This is a genomic window from Burkholderia sp. 22PA0099, assembly GCF_047497165.1.
Classification (GTDB): domain Bacteria; phylum Pseudomonadota; class Gammaproteobacteria; order Burkholderiales; family Burkholderiaceae; genus Burkholderia.
Map to the genome: position 1 here is coordinate 1,605,675 of NZ_CP163165.1, position 17,481 is coordinate 1,623,155.

17 protein-coding genes and 1 tRNA gene are annotated in these 17,481 nt (G+C 67.2%); 10 read left to right on the forward strand and 8 right to left on the reverse strand.

All coding sequences use genetic code 11. The features are described from left to right. Nucleotides 1–5: 5 nt before the first annotated feature. The 3 genes from kdgR to kduI form a co-directional block, all read right to left on the reverse strand. Nucleotides 6–863 carry a DNA-binding transcriptional regulator KdgR gene (gene kdgR, locus AB4851_RS22750; protein WP_414451554.1) on the reverse strand — a complete coding sequence of 286 codons (858 nt, stop codon included), beginning with the start codon at nt 861–863 and terminating at the stop codon, nt 6–8. Nucleotides 864–926: 63 nt separating this feature from the next. Beyond that, nucleotides 927–1,712, reverse strand: a complete 786-nt coding sequence (gene kduD, locus AB4851_RS22755; RefSeq protein ID WP_414451555.1) for a 2-dehydro-3-deoxy-D-gluconate 5-dehydrogenase KduD — start codon at nt 1,710–1,712, stop codon at nt 927–929. Nucleotides 1,713–1,717: 5 nt separating this feature from the next. After that, the gene (gene kduI, locus AB4851_RS22760; protein ID WP_414442442.1) at nt 1,718–2,554 is read right to left on the reverse strand and encodes a 5-dehydro-4-deoxy-D-glucuronate isomerase; all 837 of its coding nucleotides are present in this window, start codon (nt 2,552–2,554) and stop codon (nt 1,718–1,720) included. Between the two features lie 273 nt (nt 2,555–2,827). Here kduI and kdgT point away from each other — a divergent pair, with 273 nt between their 5' ends. Continuing rightward, complete coding sequence (kdgT, locus tag AB4851_RS22765; protein WP_414442441.1) at nt 2,828–3,853, forward strand: 2-keto-3-deoxygluconate transporter; 1,026 nt, start codon at nt 2,828–2,830, stop codon at nt 3,851–3,853. Nucleotides 3,854–4,009: 156 nt separating this feature from the next. Continuing rightward, nucleotides 4,010–4,630: an HAD family hydrolase gene (locus AB4851_RS22770; RefSeq protein WP_414451556.1), complete on the forward strand. Its 621-nt coding sequence runs from the start codon at nt 4,010–4,012 to the stop codon at nt 4,628–4,630. A 114-nt stretch (nt 4,631–4,744) separates the two neighbouring features. On the opposite strand, the gene AB4851_RS22775 is transcribed toward AB4851_RS22770, so the two are convergent. Further along, on the reverse strand, nt 4,745–5,560 hold the full coding sequence (locus AB4851_RS22775) for an inositol monophosphatase family protein (protein WP_414442439.1): 816 nt from the start codon (nt 5,558–5,560) through the stop codon (nt 4,745–4,747). A gap of 286 nt (nt 5,561–5,846) precedes the next feature. Here AB4851_RS22775 and AB4851_RS22780 point away from each other — a divergent pair, with 286 nt between their 5' ends. Further along, nucleotides 5,847–6,692: an RNA methyltransferase gene (locus AB4851_RS22780; RefSeq protein ID WP_414451557.1), complete on the forward strand. Its 846-nt coding sequence runs from the start codon at nt 5,847–5,849 to the stop codon at nt 6,690–6,692. Between the two features lie 192 nt (nt 6,693–6,884). Then, nucleotides 6,885–7,667 (forward strand): serine O-acetyltransferase, encoded by a 783-nt coding sequence (gene cysE, locus AB4851_RS22785; RefSeq protein WP_414451558.1) that lies wholly within the window; start codon nt 6,885–6,887, stop codon nt 7,665–7,667. A 53-nt stretch (nt 7,668–7,720) separates the two neighbouring features. Here cysE and AB4851_RS22790 read toward each other — a convergent pair whose 3' ends face one another. The 4 genes from AB4851_RS22790 to AB4851_RS22805 form a co-directional block, all read right to left on the reverse strand. Beyond that, on the reverse strand, nt 7,721–8,524 hold the full coding sequence (locus AB4851_RS22790; protein ID WP_414451559.1) for a UDP-2,3-diacylglucosamine diphosphatase: 804 nt from the start codon (nt 8,522–8,524) through the stop codon (nt 7,721–7,723). A gap of 20 nt (nt 8,525–8,544) precedes the next feature. Continuing rightward, the gene (locus AB4851_RS22795; protein WP_414451560.1) at nt 8,545–9,036 is read right to left on the reverse strand and encodes a peptidylprolyl isomerase; all 492 of its coding nucleotides are present in this window, start codon (nt 9,034–9,036) and stop codon (nt 8,545–8,547) included. Nucleotides 9,037–9,133: 97 nt separating this feature from the next. Further along, complete coding sequence (locus AB4851_RS22800) at nt 9,134–9,709, reverse strand: peptidylprolyl isomerase (RefSeq protein ID WP_414442434.1); 576 nt, start codon at nt 9,707–9,709, stop codon at nt 9,134–9,136. 45 nt (nt 9,710–9,754) lie between these two features. Beyond that, nucleotides 9,755–10,468: a tetratricopeptide repeat protein gene (locus AB4851_RS22805; protein WP_414451561.1), complete on the reverse strand. Its 714-nt coding sequence runs from the start codon at nt 10,466–10,468 to the stop codon at nt 9,755–9,757. A gap of 242 nt (nt 10,469–10,710) precedes the next feature. Between AB4851_RS22805 and cysS the strand changes: the two genes are divergently transcribed. The 6 genes from cysS (at nt 10,711) to AB4851_RS22835 (ending at nt 17,438) form a co-directional block, all read left to right on the forward strand. Continuing rightward, entirely contained in the window at nt 10,711–12,105 is a 1,395-nt protein-coding gene (cysS, locus tag AB4851_RS22810) for a cysteine--tRNA ligase (protein ID WP_414451562.1), read from the forward strand. Nucleotides 12,106–12,148: 43 nt separating this feature from the next. Continuing rightward, nucleotides 12,149–13,003 (forward strand): DNA-3-methyladenine glycosylase family protein, encoded by an 855-nt coding sequence (locus tag AB4851_RS22815; protein WP_414451563.1) that lies wholly within the window; start codon nt 12,149–12,151, stop codon nt 13,001–13,003. Between the two features lie 106 nt (nt 13,004–13,109). Beyond that, nucleotides 13,110–14,081 (forward strand): acetyl-CoA carboxylase carboxyltransferase subunit alpha, encoded by a 972-nt coding sequence (locus AB4851_RS22820; RefSeq protein ID WP_414442430.1) that lies wholly within the window; start codon nt 13,110–13,112, stop codon nt 14,079–14,081. 46 nt (nt 14,082–14,127) lie between these two features. Continuing rightward, nucleotides 14,128–15,576 carry a tRNA lysidine(34) synthetase TilS gene (gene tilS, locus AB4851_RS22825; protein ID WP_414451564.1) on the forward strand — a complete coding sequence of 483 codons (1,449 nt, stop codon included), beginning with the start codon at nt 14,128–14,130 and terminating at the stop codon, nt 15,574–15,576. Between the two features lie 321 nt (nt 15,577–15,897). After that, complete coding sequence (locus AB4851_RS22830) at nt 15,898–17,148, forward strand: aspartate kinase (RefSeq protein WP_414442428.1); 1,251 nt, start codon at nt 15,898–15,900, stop codon at nt 17,146–17,148. Between the two features lie 196 nt (nt 17,149–17,344). Beyond that, a tRNA-Ser gene (locus tag AB4851_RS22835) sits at nt 17,345–17,438 on the forward strand. Nucleotides 17,439–17,481: the final 43 nt, after the last annotated feature.

Consider the following 17,481-nt stretch of genomic DNA (forward strand, 5'->3'; position numbering starts at 1 on the left):
GCGATTCAGACGGCCGAAGCCTCGCCTTCGTTCTCGCTGCCGCCGCGATACCCGAGCTTCGCCGAAATCGCCTGCCCGGCCTGCTTGAGCAGCGCCACGTAATGCGGCTTGGTGTCGGCGCCGCAGCGCATGGTCGGAAACGAGATCGACAGCCCCGCGATCGCGCGGCCGAAGCGGTCGAACACCGGCACCGCCAGGCACACCAGCCCGTCTTCCTGTTCCTCGTTGTCCTCGCCGTAACCCTGCTCGCGCACGTGCGGAAGAATGCTCCAGACGGCTTCGGCCGAGGCCAGCGTCTTCGGCGTGGACTTGCGGAACACCACGCGCGCGAGCGCCTCGCGCGCCTCGTCGGGCGCCATCCAGGCCAGCAGCACCTTGCCGATCGCGGTGCTGTGGAGCGGGTTGGTGCGGCCGATCCGCGAATGCATGCGCAGCCCGTAATCGGCGTCGATCTTGTGGATGTAGATGATGTGATCCTCGTCGAACGCGCCGAGATGCAGCGCCTCGCGCGTGAGCCGGCCGATGCGGCGCATCTCGATGTCGGCCTCGCGCACCAGGTCGACGCTGTCGAGCGCCTGCGCGCCGAGTTCGAACAGGCGGATCGTCAGCCGGTAGCGCTCGGTTTCGTCTTCCTGCGCGACGAAGCCGAGCGTCTTCAGCGTCTGCAGGAAGCGGTGCACGGTGGTCTTGGACATGCCGAGCCGCTGCGACAGCTCGCTGATGCCGATCGGGCCGTGCGCGCCGAGCGCTTCCAGCACGGCGAACACCTTGCCGGCGGCCGAGGCCGATTCGGCCTTGTCGCCGTCGTCGTTTCGCGCCCGGGACGCGGCCTCGTCCTTCCGGCGCGTGAGCATCGCTTCCATGTGCAGACCATCCGTCGAATATGAATCAGGCGTGAGCATAGCGTGTCCGGGCGCGGCGTTGCATCAGCGGGCCAGCCAGCCGCCGTCGACGGCCAGCGTGTGGCCGTGCACGTAATCGGAGGCCGACGAGGCGAGGAACAGCACCGGCCCGGCCAGATCCTCGGGCGCGCCCCAGCGTCCGGCCGGAATCCGGCCGAGGATTTCCTCGTTGCGCTGCGCATCCTCGCGCAGTTGCGTGGTGTTGTTGGTGGCCATGTAGCCCGGCGCGATCGCGTTGACGTTGATGCCGCGCGCGGCCCACTCGTTGGCGAGCAGGCGCGTGAGCCCCAGCACGCCGCTCTTCGACGCGGTGTACGACGGCACCCGCACGCCGCCCTGGAACGACAGCATCGACGCGACGTTGATGATCTTGCCGGGGCCGTCCTGCCGCACGAACTGCTTCGCCACGGCCTGCGCGAGGAAGAACACCGTCTTGAGGTTGGTGTCGATCACGGCGTCCCAATCGTCCTCGGTGAAGGCGAGCGCGTCGTTGCGGCGGATGATGCCGGCGTTGTTGACGAGGATGTCGATGCGGCCGAACGCCTCGACGCTGGCGGCGATCACGTCGTCGATCGGCGCGATGCTCGACAGGTCGGCGCGCAGGTCCAGGAAGCGGCGGCCGAGCGCCTCGACGCGCGTGAGCGTGTCGGCCGGCGCGCCGCGGTTGACGCCCACGATGTCGCAGCCGGCCTGCGCCAGCGCGATGGCCATGCCGGCGCCCAGGCCGGTATTGCAGCCGGTCACGAGCGCGACCTTGCCGCTCAGGTCGAAGGGGGAGGCCGGGGTCACGGTTCGGTTCTCGAGGCTCATGAGGCTTAGCGCAGCGCGGAAATCGCGACGTGGTCCATGTCCTTGAACACCTGGTTCTCGCCGACCATGCCCCAGATGAACGTATAGGCGCGCGTGCCGACGCCCGAGTGGATCGACCAGCTCGGCGAGATCACGGCCTGCTCGTTGTGCACCAGCAGATGGCGCGTCTCGGTCGGCTCGCCGCACATGTGGAACACCGCCGCGTCGTCCTGCATGCCGAAATAGAAATACACCTCCATGCGCCGCTCGTGCGTATGGCACGGCATGGTGTTCCACAGGTTGCCCGGTTCGAGCTTGGTCATGCCCATCGAGAGCTGGCAGGTCTGCACGACTTCCGGAACGATGAACTTGTAGATGGTGCGGCGGTTGCTGGTGGACGGATCGCCGAGCGTTTCGGGCGAGGCCTGCGCCAGCGTGATGACGCGCGTGGGGTAGGCCGTGTGGGCCGGCGCGCAGTTCAGGTAGAACTTGGCCGGGCGGCTGGCGTCGTCGCTGCCGAACGCCACCGATTGCGCGCCCTGGCCGATATAGATCGCTTCCTCGAAGCGCACCGCGTGACGCGTGCCGTCCACGTCCACCCAGCCGTCGCCGCCGATATTGATCGCGCCCAGCTCGCGCCGCTGCAGCAGGTGATCGACGCCGATCGACTTGCCGAGCGAGGCCGGCACTTCCACCGCGCGCGTGGCGGGGAACGCGCCGCCCACGATGATGCGGTCGATATGGCTGTAGGTCAGTTGCAGCGCATCCGGCTCGAACACCTTCTCGACCAGGAAATGCCGACGCAGCCCGGCCGTATCGAGGGTTTTCGCGTGCTCGCTGTGAATCGCCTGCCTGACTTCCATGTGCTGTCTCCGTGGGGGATCGATGCGCGGGCTGCCGCGCTCGGCGCCCGCTGGTGTTCCGGCATTAGAGCACAACCGGAAAATAATCGGAACATCGTTCCAACTATTTTTCTGGGCCGCCGGAAAATCCGCTGCGTCTCGATGCAGGGGCCTTGTCTTGGTGCAGGGTTAACCGCGATGGGAGGCGATCGGAGAATGGAATAACGTTCCGAAATCACGTCAGGAGACGACGGATTCGATAACGGACGCCTGCGTCCAGGGATGGAGAACCCAGTGAAAATCAAGAAATTCATCGACCGCGTGCCGGGTGGGCTGATGCTGGTGCCGATGGTGCTCGGCGCCTGCGTGCACACCTTCGCGCCCGATTCGGGGAAGTATTTCGGCTCGTTTACCAACGGGCTGATTTCGGGCACGGTGCCGATTCTGGCGGTGTGGTTCTTCTGCATGGGGGCGACCATCGACCTGCGCGCCACCGGCGTGGTGCTGCGCAAGTCGGGCACGCTGGTGCTGACCAAGACGCTGGTGGCGTGGCTCGTCACGCTGATCTGCGCGCGCTTCATTCCGGGTGACGGCATTCAGAGCGGGGTGTTCGCCGGGCTGTCGCTGCTGGCGATCGTGGCCTCGATGGACATGACCAACGGCGGCCTGTACGCCGCCGTCATGCAGCAGTACGGCACACGAGAGGAGGCCGGGGCGTTCGTGCTGATGTCGCTCGAATCGGGGCCGCTCGTCAGCATGACGATCCTCGGCGCGACCGGGGTGGCGGTGTTCGAGCCACGGCTGTTCGTGGGCGCGGTGCTGCCGTTCCTGATCGGCTTCGCGCTCGGCAACCTCGACCGCGACCTGCGCGACCTGTTCGGCCGCTGCGTGCATCCGCTGATTCCGTTCTTCGGCTTCGCGCTCGGCAACGGCATCGATCTGCACGTGATCGCGACCAGCGGCATTCCGGGCATCTTCCTCGGCGTGGCCGTGATCCTCGTCACGGGCATTCCGCTGATCCTGGCGGATCGCTTCATCGGCGGCGGCAACGGCACGGCCGGCATCGCGGCCTCGTCCACGGCGGGCGCGGCGGTGGCCAACCCGGCGATCATCGGCGAGATGGTGCCGCGCCTGAAGCCGCTGGTGCCGGCCGCCACGGCCACGGTGGCCACGGCCTGCCTGATCACGGCGATCCTGGTGCCGATCGTCACGGCGATCTGGGCGCGGCGCTTCGCGAAGCCGGTGGAAGCCGGCGAGGCGGCGGGCGACGCCGGGCTGCAGCAGGTCGGCGTGTCCGCGCATCAGCAGGGCCATATCTGATCCGATCGCGCGCCGGCGTGCTGCCTGATGGCGGTGCGCCGGTCGTGGAATCGAGCGCCGGAGCGTGGTTGGCTCCGGCGTTGTCGTCGATGCGCGCCCCAGGCCGCGCAAATTTGCTATCGTCCGGGCTTGTTCGTTGCGCTACACGCCCTTGCCATGACCGACCGCATCGTTGCCGCCTTCGATTTCGACGGCACCATCACCACTTCCGACAGCTTCCGGCACTTCGTGCAGCAGGCCGTCGGCCCGATCCGTTTTGCCTGGGCCGGCCTGCGCGCGCTGCCGTGGATCGTCGCGATGAAGGCCGGCTGGATCTCGCGCGGCGCGGCCAAGGCGCGCTTCGCGTGGTTCGCGTTCGGGCCGATCGCGCAGGCCGAGCTCGATGCGCGCGCCGCGCGCTTCGTCGCCACCGAGCTGCCGCGCCTGGTGCGGCCCGAGATGCTCGAACGCGTGCGCGAGCATCAGGCGCGCGGTCATACGGTGGTGCTGGTCAGCGCGTCGCCGTCGCTGTACCTGGAGAAGTGGGCCGCGACGGCCGGCATCGACACCGTGCTCGCCACGCGCCTGGCGTTCGAGGGCGGGCGCTTCACGGGCCGCTTCGATGGCGAGAATTGCTGGGGGCCGCAGAAGGTGGTGCGTCTCGCCGCGTGGTGGGGCGCGCAGCCGCCGGAGAAGCTGTTCGCCTATGGCGACAGCCGTGGCGACAAGGAGATGGCCGAGCGCGCCGACTGGTCGTGGATTCGCGGCCACGGGCCGATGGGTGCGATCGACGGTTGAGGTTGGGTAGCCCGCAAGCCGCCGGCCGACGACGAAAAAAGGCCCGCATCGTTTCGATGCGGGCCTTTTTCATGGCGCGTCGCGAGCCGGGCGCACGCGGCGCCCGGCGCGGGCTCAGGACTGCTGGGCCGGCTTGTCGAGGCCGATGCGCGAGTAGCGGTTCAGGATCGGGATCATCTGCGCGTAGACCTTCGGGTTCGCCGCGACGATCTCGTTGCGGTCGAGGAAATCCGATTCGCCGTGGTAGTTGCCCACCAGGCCGCCGGCCTCGGTGATCAGCAGGCTGCCCGCGGCGATGTCCCAGGCGTGGATGCCTTGCTCGAAGAATGCGTCGAGGCGGCCCGCCGCGACGTTCGCCAGATCGAGCGCGGCCGCGCCCGGGCGGCGCAGGCCCGAGCAGGCTTGCGTCATTTCCATGAACAGGCGCGTGTATTCCTCGAGGCCATCTTTTTCGCGGAACGGGAAGCCGGTGCCGACCAGCGCGTCCGCCAGGCGGTCGCGGCGGCCGACGCGGATGCGGCGGTCGTTCAGGAACGCGCCGCGGCCGCGGGTGGCCGTGAACAGGTCGTTCTTGTTCGGATCGTAGACCACAGCCTGCTGCACCACGCCGCGATGCGCGAGCGCGATCGAGACGCAGTAGTACGGGAAGCCGTGAATGAAGTTGGTGGTGCCGTCGAGCGGATCGATGATCCAGACGTATTCGGATTCGTTGTCCGACTTGCCCGATTCCTCGGCCAGGATCGCGTGATCGGGGTAGGCCGTCTTGAGCGTGTCGATGATCGCGTCTTCCGCGGCTTTGTCGACTTCCGTGACGAAATCGTTGTGCTGCTTCTTGCGGACCTCGACCAGATCGAGATCGAGCGAGGCGCGGTTGATGATCTGCCCGGCGCGACGCGCAGCCTTGACAGCAATATTGAGCATGGGATGCATGAGCCTGATCCTGTAGCCGGCGGCAAGGGGCCGCCACGAAGGTGAACTGAACCGGCGAAGCGCCGCCCGGCAAGGCTGGGCGGACGTTTCGTCGACGGAAGACGCGAATTGACAAAGAACGGGGCGCTGGCGCTGTGCCGTTGCCCACTGCCATGACAGGCGGCGGGCAAGCGCGAAACCGGCATTTTACCCGAGTCGGGGCATTTTTCCGACCGTCACGTGGCCTGGACCGTTCGGCCGGGTGGGATTAGTGTGGCGTTGGCGCTACCATGACGCCCCGACTCTCATGTTCTTCGGACGGATCCACACGTTGGCAACCTCGCATTCCACCCCGGCCACGCTGTCCGGTTCTGATTCCGGCTCCGCCTTCGCCGCTGCACGCTTCGTGCTGGTCGAGCCGAGCCACCCCGGCAACGTCGGCGCGGCGGCCCGCGCGCTCAAGACCATGGGTTTCTCGCGGCTGGTGCTGGTCTCGCCGCGCGTGGCCGACGTGCTGGCCGATCCGGACGCCATCGCCATGGCGAGCGGCGCCGACGACGTGCTGGCCGCCACGCGCATCGTGGCCACGCTCGACGAGGCGCTGGCCGGCGTGCAGTGGTCGGTGGCCCTCAGCGCGCGCAGCCGCGAATACGGCCCGCCGCGGCTTGCGCCGCGCGCGGCAGCCGGCGAGGCGCAGCGCCAGCTCGCCAGCGGCGAGATCGCGTTCGTGTTCGGCAACGAGCGCGTGGGGCTGTCGAACGAGCATGTCGAGCGCTGCAGCGCCATCGCGCATATCCCGGCCAATCCCGATTACAGCTCGCTGAATTTGTCGCAGGCGATCCAGGTGCTGGCCTACGAACTGCGCGTGGCGCTGCTCGAGGTCGCGGCACAGGCGCCGCAGCCGCACGACGGTCCGGTCGGCGCGGTCGGTGTGGTCGGCACGCTTGCGCAGGCCGAGGAGATCGAGCGGATGTTCTCGCATCTCGAAACGGCGCTGGTCGCGCTCGATTTTCTCGATCCGCACAACCCGAAAAAGCTGATGTCGCGGCTGCGGCGGCTGTTTTCGCGCGCCGGGCTGGAGCGCGAGGAGGTCAATATCCTGCGCGGCATCGCCAAGCACATCCTGATCAAGTCGGGCCGCGACGAGCGCTGAAGCGGCGGGGTGCCGGGCGTTCGCAGCCAATACCCCCGGCGTCGATGGGGGCAAGCGCGCACCGTCAGCGGCCGCGCGCGAGTCGCCCTACAATCGGTCGGCGCGTCATAAGCAAATGCCGTTGACGCATAAGGGCCGTGCGACGCAGAGCGCGCGGCGCATCCCCATCCCGGTCGACATCAGCCCCACACCATGTTCACGAGACTCCGAGAAGACATCGCGACGATCCGCGAGCGCGATCCCGCCGCTCGCAGCGCCTGGGAGGTGCTGACCTGTTACCCCGGCATCCACGCACTGATCTTCCATCGCATCGCGCACGCCTGCTGGCGGCGCGGCCGGCGCTGGCTCGGCCGCTTCGTGTCGCAGGTGGCGCGTTTCATGACCGGCATCGAGATCCACCCGGGCGCCACGCTCGGGCGGCGCGTGTTCATCGATCACGGCATGGGCGTGGTGATCGGCGAGACGGCGATCGTCGGCGACGACTGCACCATCTATCAGGGCGTGACGCTCGGCGGCACGTCGCTCACGCGCGGCGCGAAACGGCACCCCACGCTGGAGCGCGGCGTGATCGTCGGGGCGGGGGCGAAGGTGCTGGGCGGGTTCACCATCGGCGAGGGCGCGAAGATCGGCTCCAACGCGGTGGTCGTCAAGCCGGTGCCGGCAGGCGGCACCGCGGTCGGCAATCCGGCGCGGGTGGTCATGCCGGCGCAGGCGCCGGCCGAAGCGAAACGCGGCACGCCCGAGCGCGCCGTGTTCAGCGCCTACGGCATCACGCCGAACGCCGACGACCCGATGTCGCTCGCGATTCACGGCCTGGTCGATCATGCGGCGAAGGAAGCGCAGCGCGTCGACGAGGTGGTGGCGGCGCTTGAGCGGCTCGGCGAGCGTTTCGAGGCGCTGCAGGCCGACGGGCGGCTCGATCTGCGCAGGTTGTCGGCCGCGCTCGGCGGCCACGCGATCGAACACACCGGTTGAAGAGGCTGAGGTAGCGAGCCGATCTGCCCAGGGCGGCACACGCCGCCCGCCGTTCAGGATTCGAGCGGCAGCGCGCGCACGCCTTCGGCGTCGAGCCGCAAATAACCGCCGCGCGCCGCGCCGTGGTCCAGATCCCAATCGGGCAGCACCCAGCGCGTGCCTTCCGGCTCCGCATGCCGGGCCGGGCGGTGCGTGTGGCCGTGGATCATCAGGTCGGCGCCGCTGCGCCGGAACAATTGCGCGATGCCGTGGCGCGTGACGTCGTAGCGCGGCGACACCGGCCGCTCGCGGCCCGATTCGCTCTTGGCGCGCATGCGTTGCGCGAGCCCACGCCGCCATGCCAGCGAGCGCGCGAGGAACAGCCACTGCGCGAGCCGGTTGCGCGCGAACCTTCGGAACCATTGATAGCCGCGATCGGCCGTGCATTGCGCGTCGCCATGCGCGAGCACGATGCGCTTGCCGAACGCGAGCACCACGGATGGGTCGGGCACCAGCATCGCGCCGGCTTGCTTCATGAAGCGCTTGCCGAGCAGGAAATCGCGGTTGCCGTGCATCACGTAGAGCGCGATGCCGCGCTCCGGGAACGTGTGCAGCAGCGCGGCGATGTGCCGGGCGAACGGGTCGTCGTCGAGGATATCGTCGCCGACCCAGTATTCGAACAGATCGCCGAGGATGAACACCGAATCGGCGCTCGCGGCCGTGACGTGCACGAAGTGCTCGAACGCGGCGACGGTGCGCGGAATCGCGTCGCTCAGATGCAGATCGGAGATGAACAAAAACGGGCGTGCCGCGTGAGCGAGACTCTGCTCGCCCGGCACGCCCCCGGAGACGCTTCGCGGCGGTGTTTCCTGCAGCATCGAAGTGCCTCCTCGCCGCGTCAGACCACCACGGCCTTTTCGATCACGACGTCGTCGGCCGGCACGTCCTGATGGAAGCCCTTGCTGCCCGTCTTGACGGCCTTGATCTTGTCGACCACGTCCTGGCCTTCGACCACCTTGCCGAACACGGCGTAGCCCCAGCCTTGCGGCGTCGGCGACGAGTGGTTCAGGAAGTCGTTGTCGTTGACGTTGATGAAGAACTGGGCCGTGGCCGAGTGCGGATCGTTGGTGCGCGCCATCGCGACCGTGTAGTTCGCGTTCTTCAGGCCGTTGTTCGCTTCGTTGTCGATCGGCGCTTCGGTCGGCTTCTGCTTCATGCCCGGCTCGAAACCGCCGCCCTGAATCATGAAGTTGTTGATGACGCGGTGGAACACCGTGTTGTCGTAGTGGCCGGCCTTCACGTAGTTGAGGAAGTTTTCCACCGACTTCGGTGCCTTGTCGGCGTCGAGTTCGAGCTTGATCACGCCGTGGTTCGTATGCAGTTCAACCATGATGGTTCCTTCGTTGAGGGTGGTGAAAATGGCAAGCGGCCGGTCGAAACGACGCGGCCGCGTAGCGGGGCGCAGACTTGCGCGCCGGTTGACCGGGTTACTTGCCGACGACGCTCGCCGAATCGATCGTGATCGGCTTTTCCGGCACGTCGCGCATGCCGCCGCGCGAGGTGGTGGGCGTCGCCTCGATCTTCTTGACGACATCCATGCCCGACACGACCTTGCCGAACACGGCATAGCCGTTGCCGTCCGGGTTCGGGTAGTCGAGGTTGGCGTTGTCGACGGTATTGATGAAGAACTGCGCCGTGGCCGAATTCGGATCGCTGGTGCGGGCCATCGCGATCGTGCCGGTCACGTTCTTCAGGCCGTTGCGGCTTTCGAGCGGGATCGCCGCGCGGGTCGGCTTTTCGTCGAAGTTGGCCTTGTAGCCGCCGCCCTGGATCATGAAGCCCGGGATCACGCGGTGGAAGATCGTGCCGTTGTACTGGCCGGATTTCACGTAGTCGAGGAAGTTGGCCACGGTCTTGGGGGCCTTCTCCGGATACAGCTCGACGCGGATCTCGCCCTGCGAGGTCTTCAGTTGCACGACGGGATGCGTGGCGGCCGTTTGCGCGTACGCCGGTGCGGTCGCAACGAGGGCGGCGCTGCCGAGCGCCAACAACAGACGTTTCATGACGATCCTCTGGATGATGGGTAAAAGGCGCGTGGCGATGCGGCGTCAGTTCGACGGCGCGAGGTAGGGCGGCGTCGTCAGCGACGTGCCGCTCACGCCGAACTGGAAGCTCGGCGACAGCGGCAGCGTGGTGGTGGAGACGTTCGCCGCCGCGGCGTTCGACAACGCGCTCGTGCGGCTCGCGGCGGCGGGCGCGGCGGCGGAGGCCGGCGACGGCGAGACGATCCGGTCGATATCGGCCAGCCGCTGCGCGGTCGGGCCGCTGGTGTGGCCGAGCTTCTGCGCGCGCTTGTACGATTCGGCCGCGAGCCGCAGGTACAGATCGCCGAGGTTCTCGTAGGCCACGCCGTAGTCGGGGTTGGCCTGGATCGCGGTGACGAGCGCGGCGCGCGCTTCTTCATAGCGGCCATGCTTGGCATACAGCGCGGCGAGATTGTTGTACGGCTCGGGGAGTTCGGGGTAGGCCTGGGTGATCGCGGTGAACTGCCGGATCGCGTCGTCGTCGCGATTCAGCCGCGCGAGCACGGTGCCTCGCTTGAACTGCGCCTGCACGTCGCGCGGGTTCGACGCGATACGCGCGTCGAGCTGCGACAGTGCCGCCGACCAGTTGCGGCTGGTGATCGACGTGTCGATTTCCGGCGTGCCGTCGGCGGTGGCGGGAGCCTTCTGGGCAAAGGCCGGGAAGGCCAGCGCTGCACCGAGTACGGCGGTTGCAACGAGGGTCGCAGCGCTCGGCGCGCGGCCGCGGGAAGATTTCATGGGCTTAAATCGCAATGTTATACTCCGACCCATTCTAGCAAATCGTCCGCGCGTTCCGGCGAGCCGCGGACTGTCTTTTGCCTCTCGCAGCCGTTTCTTACGGCCGTTGACGCTTCGCCCGCCGTCCGTTCGGCGCCGCCGTTGCGCGGCGAGTCGAGTCGGCCCGCGGCAGGCGCTCCGAGCGGAATCTCTTGCAAGCGCCCGTCGCCAGGGCGGCACCCATCGGCTCTCGTTTCATCTCTATGGAATCTCTGCGCATCTACAACACGCTCGCGCGTGACAAGCAAGTCTTCGCGCCAAGGCATCCTGGCGAAGTACGGATGTACGTTTGCGGCATCACCGTATACGACTACTGTCACGTCGGGCACGCGCGCATGATGGTCGTGTTCGACATCGTGCAGCGCTGGCTGCGCGATCTCGGCTATCGCGTGACGTACGTGCGCAATATTACCGACATCGACGACAAGATCATCCGCCGCGCGGTCGAGAACCGCGAGACGATCGCCTCGCTCACGTCCCGCTTCATCGCCGCGATGCATGAAGACCTGGATGCGCTCGGCGTCGAGCGGCCCGAGCACGAGCCGCGCGCGACGCAGTTCATCCCGCAGATGCTCGGCATGATCGAGAAGCTCGAAGCCAACGGCTACGCCTATCAGGCGACGGACGGCGACGTCAATTACGCGGTGCGCAAGTTCGCCAACTACGGCCGCCTGTCGGGCAAGTCGCTCGACGACCTGCGCGCCGGCGAGCGCGTCGCCGCGAACGACGCCAAGCAGGACCCGCTCGATTTCGTGCTGTGGAAGAGCGCCAAGCCCGAGGAGCCGGCCGATACGAGCTGGGATTCGAAGTACGGGCGCGGCCGGCCGGGCTGGCATATCGAATGTTCGGCGATGGGCTGCACGCTGCTCGGCGATCACTTCGACATCCACGGCGGCGGCCAGGATCTGCAGTTCCCGCACCACGAGAATGAGATCGCCCAGAGCGAAGGCGCCACCGGCACCACCTTCGTCAACTACTGGATGCACAACGGCTTCGTGCAGGTCGACAGCGAGAAGATGTCGAAATCGCTCGGCAACTTCTTCACGATCCGCGAAGTGCTCGCGAAGTACGACGCCGAGGTGATGCGCTTCTTCATCGTGCGCACCCATTACCGCTCGCCGCTCAATTACAGCGATGTGTCGCTCGACGATGCGCGCGCCGCTCTCACGCGCCTGTATACCGCGCTGAAGGACGTGACGCCCGACGCGGCGCCGCTCGATCGCGACGAGCCGCATGCGCAGCGTTTCGCGGCCGCGATGAACGACGACTTCAACACGGCGCTGGCCGTGTCGGTGCTGTTCGAACTGGCCGGCGAAGTCAATCGCACGGGCTCGCCGTCGCTGGCGCGTCAGCTCAAGCATCTCGGAGCGCTGCTGGGCCTGCTCGGCCGCGATCCGCGCGCCTATTTGCAGCAGGCTGCCGGCGCGGCCGACAATGCGCTCGACGCCGAGGCGGTCGAGGCGCAGATCGCCGCGCGCACCGCGGCGAAGCTGGCGAAGAACTATGCCGAAGCGGACCGGATCCGGGCGCAATTGCTCGAAGCCGGCGTCGCGCTTGAAGACAAACCGGGCGGGTTGACCGAATGGCGTCGCGTTTGATCGCGCGTCGTCCGTTCCGCTGACCCGCCAGGCAGGAGGCAAGATGGCAACGGGCAGGAAAGTGCCGGCGAAGCGCGCGGCACGCACGGCGAACGTGTCGCCGGTGGCCGCGAAGCGTGCGCCGGCCGGGAAGGTCGCCGCCAAGCGCGCGGATGCCATTAACGGCGCCGCGCATGCGCCGCTCGCGCGCGCCGTGGCGAAGGCCGCGCCCGCCGAGCGCCGCGAGCCGCCGGCCGAGGCGGAGGCACCGGCGCATGCCGACGCCGTGCTCGAGGTGGTGGTGCGCCCGCCCTATTGGGACAAGGCCTGCGCCGATCTCGTCAAGCGCGACCGCATCCTCAAGAAGCTGATCCCGAAGTTCGGCCCGGCCCATCTGGTCAAGCGCGGCGACCCGTTCGTCACGCTCGCGCGCTCGGTGGTCGGCCAGCAGATCTCGGTCGCCTCGGCGCAGGCCGTGTGGGCCGCGATCGAAGCGGCCTGCCCGAAGCTCTCGCCGCAGCAGGTGATCCGGCTCGGCCTCGACAAGCTCGGCGCCTGCGGCCTGTCCAAGCGCAAGTCCGAGTACATCATCGATCTGGCCCAGCACTTCGTGTCCGGCGCGTTGCACGTCGACAAGTGGACCTCGATGGAAGACGAGGCCGTGATCGCCGAGCTCACGCAGATCCGCGGCATCGGCCGCTGGACGGCCGAGATGTTCCTGATCTTCAACCTGTCGCGGCCCGACGTGCTGCCGCTCGACGACCCCGGCCTGATCCGCGCGATCAGCGTCAACTATTTCAGCGGCGAGCCGGTCACGCGCAGCGAGGCGCGCGAAGTGGCCGCCAACTGGGAGCCGTGGCGTACTGTCGCAACCTGGTACATGTGGCGCAGTCTGGACACGGAAACCGGCGACGCTTGACCTGAATTGACTATTGCTTAGGTTGGGTCGATAGTTTCGACCCGATTTTGATGCGGGCGAGCGCGGTTAGAATACGCGCTGCCGCATGACCCAAGGATTCTCATACATGAAGACCACGTTTCTGGATTTCGAACAGCCGATCGCCGAACTTGAAGGCAAGATCGAAGAACTGCGTTTTGTGCAGGACGATTCGGCTGTCGACATTTCGGAAGAGATCGAGCGTCTGTCGAAGAAGAGCCAGCAGTTGACCAAGGATCTCTACGCGAACCTGTCGCCCTGGCAGGTTTCGCAGATCGCGCGTCATCCGCAGCGCCCGTACACGCTCGATTACGTGAACGAGCTGTTCACCGATTTCCATGAACTGCACGGCGACCGCGCCTTTGCCGACGACCAGTCGATCATCGGCGGTCTGGCGCGTTTCGGCGGCACCCCGTGCATGGTGATCGGCCATCAGAAGGGGCGCGACACCAAGGAACGCGCGGCGCGCAACTTCGGCATGCCCCGCCCGGAAGGCTATCGCAAGGCCGAGCGCCTGATGCGCCTGGCCGAGAAGTTCAGCCTGCCGCTGTTTACGTTCGTCGATACCCCGGGCGCGTATCCGGGCATCGGCGCCGAGGAGCGCAGCCAGTCGGAAGCGATCGGCCGCAACCTCTACGTGATGGCCGAGCTGAAGACGCCGATCATCACCACCATCATCGGCGAAGGCGGCTCGGGCGGTGCGCTCGCGATCGCCGTGGCCGATACCGTGCTGATGCTGCAGTTCTCCACCTATTCGGTGATCTCGCCGGAAGGCTGCGCGTCGATTCTCTGGAAGAGCGCGGCGAAGGCGCCGGAAGCGGCGGAAGCGCTGGGCCTGACCGCGCATCGCCTGAAGGCGCTCGGCCTGATCGACAAGATCGTCAACGAGCCGCTCGGCGGCGCGCATCGCGATCCGAAGGGCATGGCCGCGCTGCTGCGCCGCGCGCTCGCCGACACGCTGCGCCAGTTCCAGGGCATGGGCATCGATGCGTTGCGCGAGCGCCGCATGGAGCGCCTGCTCGGCTACGGCAAGTTCAAGGAAACCACGCCGGGCCTGTGAGCCTGGCATATCGCGCCGGCCGCTTCGTGACGCGCGCGTGTTACCGATGATTCCACCGAAAGATCTCTCCGCGGACCGCGTCGTGCTCGACGCGGTCCGCGTTGCTTTGGGCCGCCTGCCCGACGATGCGTCGATCGGCATCGCCTACAGCGGCGGCCTCGATTCCACCGTGCTGCTCGATGCCGCGGTGCGCGTGGCCGGCGCCGCGCGCTGCTTCGCGTTCCATGTGCATCACGGCCTCAGCGGCAATGCCGATGCGTGGCTGGCGCATGCCGAGGCCACCGCCGCGGCGCTCGGCGTGCGCTTTGCGGCCGAGCGCGTCGCGGTGCCGCGCGAGACCGGGTTGGGGGTCGAGGCCAGCGCGCGCGAGGTGCGCTATCGCGCGCTCGACGCGCTCGGCGAACATCACGACGTGCAGGCGCTGTGGCTCGCCCAGCATGCCGACGATCAGGCCGAAACCGTGCTGTTGCAGTTGCTGCGCGGGGCGGGGCTGGCCGGCATGGCGGCGATGGCGCCGAGCTATCTGCCGGCCGAAGCGCGCATCGTGCGGGTGCGGCCGCTGCTGCATCTGTTGCGCGCGCAACTCGAACGCTATGCCGAAGCACATGCACTGCGCTGGATCGACGACGAGTCGAACGCCGACACGCGCTATGCACGCAATGCGCTGCGCCTGGAGGTGTTGCCCGCGCTGTCGGTCCATTTCCCCGGGTTTCGCGATGCGCTGTCGCGCACCGCGCAGCATGCCGCCGCCGCACAACGGCTGCTCGACGTGCTCGCGGCCGGCGATCTGGACAACGTGGGGCACGAGGACGACGAGGGCCGCCGCGTGTTGTCGCGCGAGCGCTTGCTGGCGCTCGACGACGAACGCGGCGCGAACCTGCTGCGCCACTGGATGCGCACGCTGGGCCTGCCCGGCGCTTCGGCGGCGCGACTGGCCGAGATGATCAAGCAACTGCGCGCCACGCAGGTGTCGCATGCGTTGCGCATCGACCACGCGGGGCAGTGCCTGCGCCTGTATCGCGGCGACGTGTACTGGGAGGCCGGCGACAGCGCCGATCCGGCCGACGACGGCACCGCACCCGCGCGGCCCGCTGCCCGGCTCGCCTGGCATGGGCAAGAAGTCTGGCACCTGCCGGCCTGGCGCGGCAGCTTCGTGTTCCGGCCGATCGCGGAAGACGAGGCGCTCGACGAGTACACCGTGACCGAAGCGCAACTCGCCGCCGCGCCGCTCGTCGTGCTTGCGCGCAGCGGTGGCGAACGGCTGCGCACATCGGCCGCCGGCCCGTCGCGCACTTTGAAGAATCTGTTCCAGGAGCGTGGCGTGCCGGCCTGGCAACGCGACGTGCCGCTGCTGCATGTGGGCGAGGTGCTGTTGTTCGTGCCGCGCATCGGCGTGAATCGCGCGCCCGAAGCAGGCGGTGAGGGGAGCGGGAACGGCCGCGCCGGCCATGCGAGACGCCGCATCGAATGGCGGCCGGATCTGCTGATCAGCTGATCAGGCCCCGAAATATCGCTCCAAATTGGGGCATTTTCTTATGTGGTGCCAGATCAAATCGGCAAACTTGTCAAGCAGACCTCGATAGAGTACGCTCAGGCGTTTGCTCGGCTCGATATTTCGAGCATTTTGTGCAGGTTTCCCGCGTGACGTACCCGGTCTGCGCGGCCTGATCCGCCTTCCGGGCAAATCCGCCACGCCAGCGTGTTGCTTCCCGCCGTCTTCCTCGTCGTCGTCCACTGCCAAAAGCCGCGTGACCGAACGGCAGCGCGGCGTTCAGCGCAGCGCGCCCGCGCGGTCAATCTCCAGTACTGAACGACAATGGCACTCATCGTACACAAATACGGCGGCACCTCGATGGGCTCGGTCGAGCGCATCAAGAACGTCGCGAAACGCGTCGCGAAATGGCATCAGGCCGGTCACCAGCTGGTGGTCGTGCCGTCGGCGATGTCCGGCGAAACGAACCGCCTGCTCGGTCTCGCGAAGGAAATTTCGAGCCAGCCCAGCCCGCGCGAACTCGACATGATCGCGTCGACGGGCGAGCAGGTCAGCGTCGGTCTGTTGGCGATCGCGCTGCAGGACATCGGCGTGCCCGCTGTCAGCTACGCGGGTTGGCAAGTGCCGATCAAGACGGACAACGCCTACACCAAGGCCCGCATCCAGTCGATCGACGACGTGCGCGTGAAGCAGGACCTCGCGGCCGGCAAGGTCGTGATGATCACGGGCTTCCAGGGCGTCGACCCGGAAGGCAACATCACCACGCTGGGCCGCGGCGGCTCGGACACCTCGGCGGTGGCGGTTGCGGCCGCGCTCGGTGCCGAGGAATGCCTGATCTACACGGACGTCGACGGCGTGTACACGACCGACCCGCGCGTGGTGGACGACGCGCGCCGCCTCGATCGCGTCACGTTCGAGGAGATGCTGGAAATGGCCAGCCTCGGCTCGAAGGTGCTCCAGATCCGCTCGGTCGAATTCGCCGGCAAGTACCGCGTCAAGACGCGCGTGCTGTCGAGCCTGACCGATCCCCTGATTGCGCTCGACCAGGAAATGAAGTCGGGCACCCTGATTACTTTTGAAGAAGACGAGACCATGGAAAAGGCAGTCATTTCCGGCATCGCATTTCAACGCGACGAAGCCCGCATCGTGGTGATGGGCGTGCCCGACAAGCCGGGTATCGCCTATCAGATCCTCGGCCCGGTCGCCGACGCCAATATCGACGTCGACATGATCATCCAGAACCAGAGCGTGGCGGGCAAGACCGACTTCACGTTCACGGTCGGCCGTGGCGATTACCAGCGGGCCATGGATATCCTGACCAACCAGGTCAAGGGCCATGTGAACGCGGAGCAGGTGCTCGGCGACCCGAAGGTGTCGAAGGTGTCGGTGGTCGGCGTCGGCATGCGCTCGCATGTGGGCGTGGCCAGCACGGCGTTCCGCACGCTGTCGGAAGAGGGCATCAACATCCAGATGATCTCGACCTCCGAAATCAAGATCTCGGTGTTGATCGACGAGAAGTACATGGAACTGGCCGTGCGCGCGCTGCACAAGGCGTTCGAGCTCGACCAGGCCTGAATTCGGCCTGGTATCGACGCGGGTTCTTCGGGGCTCGCGATCGATGACAACGCCGTGTCGTACTCAATGGCGGCATGGGTGCGCAACAGGTTGTCTGTTTCCGCTAAAAAACGTGCCGAAACATTTGACCTGAGTGTCGTGTCCAGATAGAATTTCGTTCTCGTCGCGCTGCCTCCCTAGCGCGATCGACAGTTTGGGAGACGTGGCCGAGAGGTCGAAGGCACTCCCCTGCTAAGGGAGCATCTGGGCCAAAACCTGGATCGAGGGTTCGAATCCCTCCGTCTCCGCCATTAGGCGGTGACAAAGCCCCGCAAGTTCTCGGACTTGCGGGGC

Bases quoted from the DNA above. Each gene is read 5' to 3' on its own strand.
- kdgR (WP_414451554.1), bottom strand. From the start codon at position 863: ATGGAAGCGATGCTCACGCGCCGGAAGGACGAGGCCGCGTCCCGGGCG.
- AB4851_RS22780 (WP_414451557.1), top strand. From the start codon at position 5,847: ATGTTCTTCGGACGGATCCACACGTTGGCAACCTCGCATTCCACCCCG.
- tilS (WP_414451564.1), top strand. From the start codon at position 14,128: ATGATTCCACCGAAAGATCTCTCCGCGGACCGCGTCGTGCTCGACGCG.
- AB4851_RS22830 (WP_414442428.1), top strand. From the start codon at position 15,898: ATGGCACTCATCGTACACAAATACGGCGGCACCTCGATGGGCTCGGTC.
- cysS (WP_414451562.1), top strand. From the start codon at position 10,711: ATGGAATCTCTGCGCATCTACAACACGCTCGCGCGTGACAAGCAAGTC.
- AB4851_RS22790 (WP_414451559.1), bottom strand. From the start codon at position 8,524: ATGCTGCAGGAAACACCGCCGCGAAGCGTCTCCGGGGGCGTGCCGGGC.
- AB4851_RS22770 (WP_414451556.1), top strand. From the start codon at position 4,010: ATGACCGACCGCATCGTTGCCGCCTTCGATTTCGACGGCACCATCACC.
- AB4851_RS22800 (WP_414442434.1), bottom strand. From the start codon at position 9,709: ATGAAACGTCTGTTGTTGGCGCTCGGCAGCGCCGCCCTCGTTGCGACC.
- kduI (WP_414442442.1), bottom strand. From the start codon at position 2,554: ATGGAAGTCAGGCAGGCGATTCACAGCGAGCACGCGAAAACCCTCGAT.
- AB4851_RS22795 (WP_414451560.1), bottom strand. From the start codon at position 9,036: ATGGTTGAACTGCATACGAACCACGGCGTGATCAAGCTCGAACTCGAC.
- AB4851_RS22815 (WP_414451563.1), top strand. From the start codon at position 12,149: ATGGCAACGGGCAGGAAAGTGCCGGCGAAGCGCGCGGCACGCACGGCG.
- AB4851_RS22805 (WP_414451561.1), bottom strand. From the start codon at position 10,468: ATGAAATCTTCCCGCGGCCGCGCGCCGAGCGCTGCGACCCTCGTTGCA.
- kduD (WP_414451555.1), bottom strand. From the start codon at position 1,712: ATGAGCCTCGAGAACCGAACCGTGACCCCGGCCTCCCCCTTCGACCTG.
- AB4851_RS22775 (WP_414442439.1), bottom strand. From the start codon at position 5,560: ATGCATCCCATGCTCAATATTGCTGTCAAGGCTGCGCGTCGCGCCGGG.
- AB4851_RS22820 (WP_414442430.1), top strand. From the start codon at position 13,110: ATGAAGACCACGTTTCTGGATTTCGAACAGCCGATCGCCGAACTTGAA.
- cysE (WP_414451558.1), top strand. From the start codon at position 6,885: ATGTTCACGAGACTCCGAGAAGACATCGCGACGATCCGCGAGCGCGAT.